General features: G+C 73.8%; 7 protein-coding genes. 3 read left to right on the top strand and 4 right to left on the bottom strand.

What is annotated here, in order from left to right:
- Nucleotides 1-99 precede the first annotated feature (99 nt).
- Nucleotides 100-1,452, bottom strand: a complete 1,353-nt coding sequence (locus IE209_RS14445; RefSeq protein WP_189687648.1) for a sigma-54-dependent transcriptional regulator — start codon at nucleotides 1,450-1,452, stop codon at nucleotides 100-102.
- Between the two features lie 67 nt (nucleotides 1,453-1,519).
- A complete protein-coding gene (locus IE209_RS14440) occupies nucleotides 1,520-2,785 on the bottom strand; it encodes a response regulator (protein WP_189687647.1) in 1,266 nt (421 codons plus the stop codon).
- A 260-nt stretch (nucleotides 2,786-3,045) separates the two neighbouring features.
- On the opposite strand from IE209_RS14440, the gene IE209_RS14435 reads away from it, so the two are divergent.
- Entirely contained in the window at nucleotides 3,046-7,680 is a 4,635-nt protein-coding gene (locus IE209_RS14435) for a PAS domain S-box protein (protein ID WP_189687646.1), read from the top strand.
- A gap of 290 nt (nucleotides 7,681-7,970) precedes the next feature.
- Complete coding sequence (locus IE209_RS14430) at nucleotides 7,971-9,008, top strand: chemotaxis protein CheB (RefSeq protein WP_189687645.1); 1,038 nt, start codon at nucleotides 7,971-7,973, stop codon at nucleotides 9,006-9,008.
- A 24-nt stretch (nucleotides 9,009-9,032) separates the two neighbouring features.
- Here the strand turns inward: IE209_RS14430 and IE209_RS14425 are convergent, their stop codons facing one another.
- Nucleotides 9,033-9,314 carry a PRC-barrel domain-containing protein gene (locus IE209_RS14425; RefSeq protein ID WP_189687644.1) on the bottom strand — a complete coding sequence of 94 codons (282 nt, stop codon included), beginning with the start codon at nucleotides 9,312-9,314 and terminating at the stop codon, nucleotides 9,033-9,035.
- Between the two features lie 50 nt (nucleotides 9,315-9,364).
- Here IE209_RS14425 and IE209_RS34205 point away from each other — a divergent pair, with 50 nt between their 5' ends.
- The gene (locus IE209_RS34205) at nucleotides 9,365-11,869 is read left to right on the top strand and encodes a response regulator (protein WP_189687643.1); all 2,505 of its coding nucleotides are present in this window, start codon (nucleotides 9,365-9,367) and stop codon (nucleotides 11,867-11,869) included.
- Between the two features lie 20 nt (nucleotides 11,870-11,889).
- Here the strand turns inward: IE209_RS34205 and IE209_RS14415 are convergent, their stop codons facing one another.
- Entirely contained in the window at nucleotides 11,890-12,042 is a 153-nt protein-coding gene (locus IE209_RS14415; RefSeq protein ID WP_189687642.1) for a hypothetical protein, read from the bottom strand.
- Nucleotides 12,043-12,156 lie beyond the last annotated feature (114 nt).

Genomic DNA, 12,156 nt, shown 5'->3' with positions numbered 1-12,156 from the left:
GACCCGCAAGGGTTTCCGCGTGCTCGACTGCTGCGCCTTGCGACCCGGTTTCGTGCCCTGCGAATGGCGCGCCAGCGCATGGACAGAGCCATGCCCGCCTCAGGGCGGCTCGGATTCGTAGGCCTTGAGCTTGTTGTAGAGCGTCTTGAGGCTCACCCCCAGCGCGGCGGCCGTGCGCTCGCGGTGGTTGCCGTAATGGCGCAGCGTCTGCAGGATCAGCCGCTGCTCCACGTCCGCCAGCGGCGTGCCCAGCGCCACGCGCAGGTCCGGGTCTTCGGCCGCGGCGGCGGGCGCGCGCGCCGGCCCGTTGGCCGGCAGCCATTCGGTCGTGATGCTGTCGCCCTCGCTCATCACGTAGACGCGCTGCAGCACGTTGCGCAGCTCGCGCACGTTGCCGGGCCAGCGGTACTCGGCCAGCTTGTCCAGCGCCGCCGGCGACAGCCGCTTGACGCCGCCCTCGCGCTGACCGATCTCGTCCAGGAAATGCGCGCAGAGCAGGCCGAGGTCGTCCAGCCGCTCACGCAGCGGTGGCAGTGCGATCGGGAACACGTTGAGCCGGTACAGCAGGTCCTCGCGCAGCCGGCCCTGCTCCACCGCATGCCAGGGATCGCGGTTGGTCGCGGCGACGATGCGCACGTCGGTCTGGCGCAGCTGGGTGGAGCCCACGCGCATGAAGCTGCCGGTCTCCAGCACGCGCAGCAGCTTGACCTGCAGCTCCAGCGGCATCTCGGTGACCTCGTCCAGGAAAAGCGTGCCGCCGTCGGCGCGCTCGAAGAAGCCCTGGTGCTGCCGGTCCGCGCCCGTGAAACTGCCCTTCTCGTGGCCGAAGATCTCGCTCTCCATGAGCTGCGGCGAGATCGCCCCGCAGTTCACGGCCAGGAAGGGCCGCTCGCGCCGCCGGCTCTCGTCGTGCAGCGTGCGCGCCACGAGTTCCTTGCCGGTGCCGCTCTCGCCCGTGACGAGCACGGTCACGCCGGTCTGCGCCACGCGCGCGATCTGCTGGTAGACGCGCTGCATGCAGGCGGCGCGGCCGACCAGGTGGCCGTAGCGGCCCCCCTGCTCCAGCTGCGCGCGCCAGTCGCTGCGGGCCTCGGCCGTGGGCGCCGGCAGCACACGCTTGAGCACCGCGCCGAGCTGCTCGGCCGTGACCGGCTTGACCAGGTAGTCGAGCGCGCCAAGCCGCAGCGCCTGCACCGCCGTTTCCAGCGTGGCATAGCCCGTCATGAGCACCACGCTGGCCTGCGCCATGGCCGGCTCGTCGAACAAGGCCAGGCCGTGGCCGTCGGGCAGTCGCAGGTCCAGGAGCACGAGCTCGGGCGGCTGTACCGCCATCTGGCGGCGCGCGTCGCGCAGGCTGTGCGCCGCGACCACGGCGTGGCCGCGCTGCGCCAGCTGCGCCGCGAGCATCTCCGCGGCATCGGCATCGTCATCGACGATCAGCGTCAATGCCATGGGACTCCCTCTGCGACACAAAAATTGTGATTATCGAAACTTCGTACGGCATGGCTGTAACCAGCTGTCAGCCCCGGCTGGCCAGCAACTGGCGCAACTGGCTCGTCCGCACGGGCTTGTTCACGCAGGCGTCGAAGCCGGCGCGCAAGGCCTCGGCCCGCTCGGGCGAGGGTTCGTAGCCGGCGATCGCGACCATGCGGCCCGCGTAGCCCGCGCGCCGGGCGCTACGGGCCAGCGCGCAGGCGCTCAGGCCCGGCAGACTCAGATCGACCACGGCGGCATCAGGCCACTCGGCGAGCAGGCTGCGCAGCCCGGCCTCGCCGTCCGGCTGGGCGCTGACGGCATGGCCTTCGCCGCGCAGCTGCGCGGCCAGGCTGTCGCGCACGCCGGCCACGTCCTCGACCAGCAGCAGGCGCAGGCCGGCCGCCGCGCGCGGCCGCGTACCGGCCGACGCGCCACTGTGCAGCGGCAGCCGCAACTCGATGTCCGGCTCCGCGCCCGCGGCGATCGACAGCCGCCCGCCGTGCCGGGCGACGGTGGACTGCGCCAGCACCAAGCCCATGTCCGGGTCGTCGGTCGGCGGCGCGGCCCGCTGCGGCGTGGGCACCAGCGCGGACCGGTCGCTGCGCAGGCGCAGCACGGCCTCGCAAGCCTGCGCGCGCACCTCCAGCACCAGGGCCGCACCGACGGGCAGCTGGCCCAACCCATGGCGCAGCAGCGCCGCCACCGCCTGCTCCAGCGCACGCGCCTCGCCGAGCACCGGCGCCGGCTGCGTCGCGTGCAGCAGCAGTTGCCCGGCGGCAGCAGCCGCCGGGCGCTGCGTATCCAGCGCCGCCAGCGCCAGCGTGGCCAGGTCCAGCGGGCGGCCCGGCCCGCCGTGTGCGCCCGGCGCACCGGCTTCGGCCAGTTCGGCCAGTTCGGCCAGGTTGCCGGCCAGGTCGGCCAGGTGACGCAGTTGCAGGGCCGCGATCGCATGCGCGCGTGCACGCAAGGCCGGCGCGGCATCGGGCACGGCCAGCAGTTCGGTGGCCCCGCCCAGCGCAGCCAGGCGGTTGCGCAGCGCATGGGCCGCGGTGCCCATCCAGTGGGCCGGCGTCACGACCGCCTCCGCACGGCGGCTGCGCCGCAGCAGCCAGGCCACGCCACCCGTCCAGCCCAGCCACAGCGCGCCCAGCCAAGCCAGCGCGCCGGCCGAGGGGGGTGCCGTTCCACCCGCCCACCACACCAGGCCGGCCAGCAGCGGGCCCGCCCCGAGGAGCAGCAGCGCGCGCCGCACGGCGCGCACGGGCAGCACGTCGCCGGCCGCGTCGGCGGCCGGTAAACCTTGCCGCAAGACTTGCTGCCATGGTGCATGCGGCGACCGGGCGTGTGGGACGGCAGGTCCGGCTGGCACGGTCGGCTGCGCAGAATCCGGGCGGGGAAGTTCGAGCATCCTGCGGTGATTGTGGTGTTGGCGCGGCCGAATGGGATGTAGGACGGTTACGATGCGCGCCGACTCCACATGGACGACACGGGGCGCCGCCGGCCAGGCGGCACCGAATTTGCACCTGTGCTGCACCTTTCCGTACCTGAGCGTCGGCAACGCCCTCGAACATGAACGACCGCACACCCGACCAGATCGACCCCGACCTGCCCGAGCAGGAGATGGCCGAGCAGCAGGACGACGCCATTCCCGCGCACGGTTACCACATGCTGCCCGTCGTGGGCATCGGCGGCTCCGCCGGCAGCATCGGCGCGCTGCGCCAGCTGCTGCAGCACACGCCCGCCGGCAGCGGCCTGGCCTTCGTCGTGATCCTGCATCTGTCGCCCGACCACGAGAGCGAGCTGGCGCGCATGCTGCAAAAAGCCACGGCCATGCCCGTGGTGCAGGTTCGCGAGACGCTGCGCATGCAGGCCGACACCGTCTACGTGATCCCGCCGGCCAAGGCCATGCGCACGGTGGACAACCAGCTGCAGCTGATGGACTTGCCGGCCGAGCGCCAGCGCCATGTGGTGGTGGACACCTTCTTCCGCGCACTGGCCGAGAGCCATGGCCCGCACGCCACGGCCGTGGTGCTGTCCGGCGGCGACGGCGACGGCGCCATCGGCATCAAGCGCATCAAGGAGCGCGGCGGCCTCACGATCGCCCAGGAGCCCGAGGAGGCCGAGGTCAGCGGCATGCCGCGCACGGCGGTCAGCACCGGCATGGTGGACTGGGTGCTGCCCATCGCCGAGATCGCGCCGCGCATCGTCGCGTACCACCGCAACGAACGCGCGCTGCGCCTGCCGCCCGAGGCCGGCCCGCAGATCGCCCAGCCCGGTCGCAGCCCGGCCACCGACGAGAGCACGCTGCGCGAGGTGCTGGGCTTCCTGCGCATGCGCACCGGCCGCGACTTCTCCTACTACAAGCGCGCCACCATCCTGCGCCGCATCGGCCGGCGCATGCAGGTCAACGGCATCGCCGAGCTGCCCGACTACCTAACCTGCCTGCGCACGCGCCCGGGCGAAGCCGGCGCGCTGCTGCAGGACCTGCTCATCAGCGTCACCAACTTCTTCCGCGACGGCGACTGCTTCGCGGCGCTGCAGGGGCATGTGGACACCTTGTTCCGTGGCAAGGGCGCGGCCGACCCGGTGCGCGTGTGGGTCAGCGCCTGCGCCACGGGCGAGGAGGCCTACTCCATCGCCATGCTGCTCAGCGAGCACGCGCGCACGCTGGAAGTGCCGCCGCCGATCCAGATCTTCGCGACCGACCTGGACGACGAGGCCATCCGCGTCGCGCGCGAGGGCGTCTACCCCGCCACGATCGAGGCGGACGTCTCCGAAGAACGGCTGCGCCGCTTCTTCGTCAAGGAGCACCGGGGCTACCGCGTGCGCCGCGAGGTGCGCGAGATGGTGCTGTTCGCCGTGCACGACGTGCTCAAGGACTCGCCCTTCTCGAAGCTCGACCTGGTCAGCTGCCGCAACCTCCTGATCTACCTGGGGCGCGAGGCGCAGACCCGGGTGTTCGAGACCTTCCACTTCGCGCTGCTGCCGGGCGGCATGCTGTTCCTGGGCGCTTCCGAATCCGTGGAGGACGGCAGCGCGCTGTTCTCGGTGCTGGACAAGAAGCACCGCCTGTACATGCAGCGGTCCACGCCGCGCATCGGCATGCCGCTGCCGGCCGGCCCGGGGTCCTTGGCGCTGGCGCTGGAGGCGCAGAACGCGGCACGCACCGGCCCCGTGGTCTCGGGCGCGACGCGCAACGCGCTGCGCAGCGGCAACCTGCAACACGCCATGCCCGACATGGGCGGGCGCGTGTCGTCCTGGGCCGAGGCGCACTTCCGGCTGCTCGAGCACGTGGCGCCGCCCTCGCTGCTCGTCGATGCGGAGCACGAGATCCTGCACCTGTCGCCCAGCGCCGGGCGCTACCTGCTCTACAGCGGTGGCGAGCCGAGCCGCAACCTGCTGCGCGTGGTGCACCCGGCCCTGCGCATCGAGCTGCGCGCCGCGCTGTACCGCGCCGCGCAGAGCGCCAGTACGGTGGACCTGCCGGCCCTGCCGCTGGACCTGGGCGGCAGCGAGGTGGCGATGGTGGCGGTGCAGGTCACGCCGGTGCCCGACGTGGCGCCGGGCTTTCTGCTGGTGCTGTTCCGCGCCGTCGCCGACGGGCCGCTGCAGGCTGGCCAGACCGTGGCCGCGGCGCCCAACAGCGACAGCGCCGTGCACCACCTGGACCGCGAGCTGGAACGGCTCAAGTCGCACCTGCGCGACACGGTGGAGCAGTACGAGGCCTCGACCGAGGAACTCAAGGCCAGCAACGAGGAGCTGCAGGCCATGAACGAGGAGCTGCGCTCGGCCACCGAGGAGCTGGAGACCAGCCGCGAGGAGCTGCAGTCCATCAACGAGGAGCTGACCACCGTCAACCAGGAGCTCAAGAGCAAGGTCGACGAGCTCGGGCATGCCAACAGCGACATGCACAACCTCATGGACGCGACGGCCATCGCCACCGTGTTCCTGGACCGCGAGCTGCGCATCACGCGCTTCACGCCCTCGGCCGTGGCGCTGTTCAACCTGATCCCGACCGACGTGGGCCGCCCGCTCTCGGACCTGACCTCGCACCTGGACTATCCCGAACTGGGCAGCGACGCGGCGCGTGTGCTGGAGCGGCTCGCGCCGATCGAGCACGAGGTCGACGAGGCAGGCGGCAACCGCTTCCTCGTGCGCATGCTGCCCTACCGCACGCTGGACGAGCACATCGGCGGCGTGGTGCTGACCTTCGTCGACATCACCGAGCGCAAGCGCGGCCAGGAAGCGCTGCGCCAGTCCGAGGAGCGCTTCAGCGCGATCGCCGAACAGGCCACCGTGGGCCTGGTGCAGACCACGCTGGAGGGCAGCATCAGCTTCGTGAACCGCAGCTACTGCGCGATGCTGGGTTACGACGAGAAGGAGCTGCTGGGCCGCAACGTGCTCGACCTGGTGGCGCCCGAGGACAGCGTCCGCGCCGCCGAGCTGTTCGCGCGGCTTCTGCAGCAGGGCGCGCCTTTCCAAATGGAAAAACGCAGCCTGTGCAAGGACGGCGCGTCCAAATGGACCCTCAACAGCGTCAGCGTGCTGACCGACGGCCAGGGCCAGCCCGGCACGGTGCTGATCGTCAGCACCGACATCAGCGAGCGCAAGCACGCCGAGGACGCGCTGCGCAGCAGCGAGGAACGGCTGCGCCTGGTGCTGGAAAACGCCACCGAGTTCGCCATCTTCTCGACCGACCTGGAGCGCCGCATCACGGGCTGGAACACCGGCGCGCAGCGGCTGCTGGGTTACCAGGAGGCCGACGTGGTCGGCCGGCCGCTGGACATGCTGTTCACCGAGCCGGACCAGGCCGCTGGCGCGCCGCAGCGCGAGGTGGAGGTGGCGCTGCGCGACGGCCGGGCGCTGGACGACCGGCTGTACCGGCGCCAGGACGGCAGCAGCTTCTGGGCCAGCGCTGTGCTGATGCCCATGCACGGCCCCAGCGGCAAGGTGGTGGGCTTCGTCAAGGTCATGCGCGACCAGAGCGCCTCGCGCCGCGCCCAGGAGGAGATCGAGCGCAGCCAGGCCGAGATGGCGGCTGCGCTGCAGGAGAAGGAGGCCGCGCGCGCCGCATTGGAGGCGGCCGACAGCGCCAAGGGCCATTTCCTGGCGGTGCTCTCGCACGAGCTGCGCAACCCGCTGGCCTCGATCAGCGGCGCGGCCAAGCTGCTGCTGTCCGCGCAGGCCGAGCCGGCCACACGCCAGCGCGCGGCCGGCATCGTCGACCGCCAGTCGCTGGTGGTCAAGAGCCTGCTGGACGACCTGCTGGACGTCTCGCGCCTGCAGCTCGGCCGGCTTGGTCTGCGCCGCGAGCCGGTGTTGCTGGAGGACGTGGTGCGCAGCGCGCTGGAGACTGCACGCCCGGCCATCGACGCGGGCGGCCACCAGCTCACGGTGGAATTGCCACCCGAGCCCGTCGTGCTGGACGCCGACCCGCTGCGCATGAGCCAGGTGCTGTCCAACCTGCTCACCAACGCGGCCAAGTACACGCCGGATGGTGGCCGCATCGCTCTGCAGGCGCGGCGCGAGGATGGCGCGCGGCTGGCCATCAGCGTCGCCGACAGCGGCATCGGCCTGGATGGGCAGGAGATCGAGACGCTGTTCGAGATGTTCGCCCAGGGCGGCGGCGCCGGCGAGCGCGCCAGCCATGGGCTGGGCATCGGCCTGGCGCTGGTGCGCAGCATCGTCGCGCTGCACGGTGGCAGCGTGCAGGGCGAGAGTGCCGGCCGCGGCCAGGGCAGCCGCTTCACGGTGCGCCTGCCGCTGCCGCAGGACTTGGCGCCGGAGCAGGTACCGGGCCACCCGGCGGCGGCGGCAGCGGCCGTGCCGCTGCAGCAGGTGCTGCTGGTCGACGACAACAACGATGCCATCTGGAGCCTGGCCATGGCCATGCAGATGAACGGCCGCGCGGTGCACACGGCCGCCACCGGCGCCGAGGCGCTGGCGCTGGGGCAGCAGCTGCGGCCCCAGGCCGTGGTGCTGGACATTGGCCTGCCCGACCTCAGCGGTTACGAGCTCGCACGCCGCATTCGCGCGAGCGACTGGGGCCGGCAGGCCGTGCTCGTGGCCGCCACCGGCTGGGGCCAGGAGAACGACCGCGAGGCCGCGCGCGCGGCCGGTTTCGACGGCCACCTCGTCAAGCCCGTGGACGCGGCCGAACTGCTGGCCCTGATCGACCAGCTCTGGTCGGCACGCCAGGGCTGAGAACGTGTGAACGAACCGCTCACACCCACGCGAGGCCCCCGATGAGCACCTGTTTCCATCATGACCGTCGCGCCAGGGGCCTCGCCCTTCGGGCCGGGGCGCGCCAGGCCGCATGCGGGCGTTGCAGTCCTTGCCCGGGCACCAGCCCGGGCGGCGGCCTGCGCCTACGCCTGCGGCCCGCCGCACCCCGTCGTGGGCGCGATCGGTTCATTCACACGTTCTGAGACTCCACGCGCACGCCTCGGCACGCCGATTGCCCGAGCGGGCGATCGGCGTCAAGGAGCATGCGCATGGAGCCCCGCCCGAGCGGCACAGCAGATGAGACGGAAACCGGCTGGGTGGTGGCCATCGGTACCTCCACCGGCGGCCTGGCCCCGCTCGGCGCGCTGATCGCGCAGCTACCGCGCGAGTTGGCGGCCCCCGTGCTGGTGGTCCAGCACATCGGCCCCTACCGCAGCGGCCTGGCTGCCCGGCTGGCCGGACTGGGCGTGCTGCCCGCGCGCGAGGCCTGCGACGGCGAACCGCTGCGGCCCGGCGTGGTCTACGTGGCCCCGCCCGATGCCCATCTGCTGGCCGGGCCGCAGCGGCTGCGGCTCTCCCACGGCCCCAAGGTCAACCACACGCGGCCCGCGTTCGACCCACTGCTGCGCACCTGTGCGCTGGCCCACGGCCCGCGTGCGATCGGCGTGGTGCTGAGCGGGCGGCTGGACGACGGCACGGCCGGCCTGCAGGACATCAAGCTGTGCGGCGGCCTGGCCATCGTGCAGGACCCGGGGACGGCCGAGGCGCGCGAGATGCCGATGTCGGCGCTGAACAATGTCGCCGTCGACCATTGCCTGCCGCCCGAGGCGATCGGCCAGCTGCTGGCCCGCACCGTGGCCCAGCCGCCGCCACCGCGGCAATGGCCGGAGGCGGCCGTGGCCCGCATCCGGCGCGAGCAAGCGGCCAGCGAAGGCCGCGACACCATGGCCTTCCTGTGCGCCGATGCCGAGCCCGGCCTGCAGACCTGCCCGGACTGTGGCGGCACGCTCTGGCAGGTGCGTGGCAGCCGGCCGCCGCGCTATGCCTGCCACACCGGCCACGTGTTCTCGCTGCACGCGCTGGCGCGCGCCCAGTACGCCGAATCCGAACACGTGCTGCGCAGCGCCGTGCGCGTGCTGCGCGAGCGCGCGGCGCTGCAGCGCGAACTCGAGGCGCTGGAACGCCAGCGCCGCGACGCCCGGGCCGCGCTGCAGGCCGGACACGAGGCGCATGCGGCGCGGCACCAGGCCGACAGCCTGGTGCGGCTCATCGAGCGCGAAGAGTTCGGCGGCGGCCGGCCGGGCTGAACCAGCATGCGCGCTCTCTTCGGCTCAATGCGGCTTCGGCGCGGCACCGTGCCAGATGAAGCGCTGCGGCGCATCGGCCGCCTCCAGGCCGCTCCAGTCCAGCGCGAAGCGCGCCTCGCCCTGCCCCACGAAGCCGCCGCTGGCGACCACGGCGTAGACGATGCGGCCGGTGCGCAGATCGCACAGCAACTGCTGCACCGTGCCCAGCAGCCCGCCCTGGCGGTCCACCACCGACCAGCCGAGCAAGGCATCGGCGCTGCGCAGGTCGGGCAGACCGGACGGCGGCGGCTCCGGGGCGGTTTCCATGGCCACGCCGCGGCAAGCCGCATGCCGGCCAGCGCACACGGGTGCGGCGCATGAACGCCGTGCATCCCCCGGCTGCCCCGCGCAGCGCCGCGCTGCGGCCGCACGTGGCCTTGCGCCGCCTGCTGCAGCGCTGGCCCGCACCCAGCCTGCGCAGCTACTTCGTGGCCGTGATCCTGCTGGCCAGCGTACCGATCGCGCTGGTGTTGGCCTGGCGCGAGGCCAGCGAGGCAGCCCAGAACAGGGCGCGCGTGGACGCCGGACTGCAGGCCGCTGCGCTGGCGCTGGCACAGCAGGCCGACCGGGAGTTGCGCGCCACATTCGATGCGCTGGCCGCGCTGGCTGACGCGCCGGCCCTGCGCGAGGGTGCGCCGCGGCTGCCGCTGCTGCGCGCGCGCCAACGCATGCAGCCGGCCTGGGCCAGCGTGTTCCTGGCCGACGACGAGGGCGCTGTGCTGGCCGACACCGGCGACGCGGCCGCGGCCGATCGGCTGTCCGCACGGCTGCGCGGCGCCACGGGCAGCGGCGCGGCGCGGCTGGTGGCGCGTCTGCCGTCCGGCCAGGTGCTGGCGGCACTGCCGCTGTACCGGGACGGCCAGCTGCACCAGTGGCTGGGCGTGCGTTTCGAGGCGCGCTGGTGGCCGGCGCTGGTGGCGGCCGCACCGGCCGATGCGGCCCTGCCGGGGCTCATGACACAGGCGGGCGAGGCGCTCGCCGGCACGGCGCCCCGGGCGTGGCCCGCGCACCAGCCGCCGCCCGCCGGCCTGCAGCGGCTGGCGCTGGACGACGGCCCCGCCGCGCTGGCGGCCGCGCGCGAACTGCGCGATGCCGATTGGCTCGCCACCTCGTCGGCCCTGGCCGAGCCGCTGGAGCAGGCCGAGCGTGCGCGCATGCTGCAGACCGTGGCCACCACTGGCGCCAGCCTGCTGCTGGGTGTGTCGCTGGCCCTGCTGCTGGCACTGCAGGTCACGCGGCCGCTGGGCGCGCTCGCGCTGCGCGGCCAGCCGCCGCAGACGGGCCGGCTGGCCGTGCGCGAGATCGCGCTGCTGTGCGAGGCGCTGGCAGCGGCGCAGCGGGCCGACCGCGTCGCGGCCGACCAGCTGCAGCGCCGTGCCGACGAGTTCGAGGCGCTGTTCCACGGCAGCCCGATCGGCCTGGCCTTCGCGCGCGACAGTGCCTGTGTCCAGGTTCAGTGCAACCCGGCCATGGACGCGCTGCTGGGCGCGGCGGCGCCGCCGGCCGGCAGCCTGGGCGTGTTCCAGGCCGGCCGCCGGCTGGAGCCCGGCCAGCAACCGCTGCAGCAGGCCTGCCGCACGGGCGGGCCGGTGCCGGCCACGGAACTGGAGCTGCGACGCGTCGGCGCGCCGGTGCTGCACGTGGTCGCGAGCGCCGTGCCGCTGCACGATGCCGAGGGCCGTGCGCGCGGTGGGCTCAGCGCCGTCATGGACATCACGCCACTCAAAACCGCGCTGGCGGACCTGGAGCGCACGCACCGGGCGCTCAAGGCCCAGCAGGCGCTGGTCGAGCTCGCGCAGGACGTGGGCGAGGCCGGCGTGCTGGAGTTCCGCTTCCGTGCCGATGCCCTGGTCTGCAGCGCCGGCATGGCGCGGCTGCTGGGCCTGGCGCCGCGGCCCCTGCAAGGCCGGCTGCGCGACTGGCTGGCCGCGGTGGCGCCAGAAGACCTGCCGGGGCTGCGCGCCCAGCTGGCCGCGGCGCTGGCGCACCGGCGCACGCGTGTGCAGCTGGATTTCCGCGTGGCCGCCAGCAGCGGGCGCTGGCTGTCGCTGCGGCTGGCCTGCCAGTACCTGGACGATCGCCCGTTGCAGATGGTGGGCCTGGCGGTGGACGCCACCGGCCTCAAGCGCGCCGAACGGCGGCACCGGCGCGCGGCCGTGCAGGAGCATGTCGGGCGGCGCGAAGCCCAGGCCGAGAGCCGGGCCAAGGACGCGTTCCTGCTGATGCTGGGCCACGAGCTGCGCAATCCGCTGGGCGCCATCGCAGGCGCGGCCGAGGTGCTGCGCAGCGGCGCCGGCGGGCCCGTGCTGGCCCGGCGTGCCGTGGCCATCGTGCAGCGGCAGACGCAGCAGCTCACCGAGCTGCTGGACCGGTTGCTCGATTCCGCCCAGGCGGCCGATGGCGGTCCCGCGCCCGCACGGCATCCGCCCGGTGACGGCGCCGGCAGCGACGCGCCACGCCGCGTGCTGCTGGTGGACGACCATGCCGACCTGCGCGAAGCCACGGCCGCCCTGCTCGCCCATGCCGGCCACACGGTGCGCAGCGCGGCCGACGGTGCGGCCGGTCTGGCCCTGCTGCTGGCCGAATGGCCCGAGGTCGCCGTGGTCGACATCGGCATGCCGGGCATGGACGGGCTCACGCTGGCGCGGCGCGCACGTGCGGCCGGCTACGCGGGCCGGCTCGTGGCGGTCTCGGGCTATGGCCGCCCGCGCGCGCTGCAGGCGGCACGCCAGGCCGGCTTCGACGCCTACCTGGTCAAGCCCCTGGACGGCGCGGCACTGGCCCGGGCGATGGACGCGCGCCTGGATGGCTTCCCGCGCTGAGGTAAGCGCTGCGGCAGCGCTTACCGGCCGTCCGGCACCGCCAGCAGGTCTTGCCCGGCCGCCTCGGCCGCCAGCCGCTGCACCTCGGCCCGCAGGCAGGCCGCCAGCACCGGGCCGAAGGCCTCGCCGTACCAGGGCTCGGCACCGCCCACGCCGACCACGATGCCGTCCATGCCGTGGCAGCAGGACAGGCGGGCGTCTCGACCAGGGACAGGGCGCGGGCCAGCGCCAGCGGCGCCGCGCGCCGTCCCAGCCCGCTGCCGCGGGCGGCGGTGGAGGAAGTGGTC

The sequence above is a fragment of the Pseudorhodoferax aquiterrae genome (assembly GCF_014652235.1).
GTDB classification, from domain to species: Bacteria; Pseudomonadota; Gammaproteobacteria; order Burkholderiales; family Burkholderiaceae_C; genus Pseudorhodoferax; species Pseudorhodoferax aquiterrae.
This window is presented reverse-complemented; position numbering and strand designations above follow the sequence as displayed.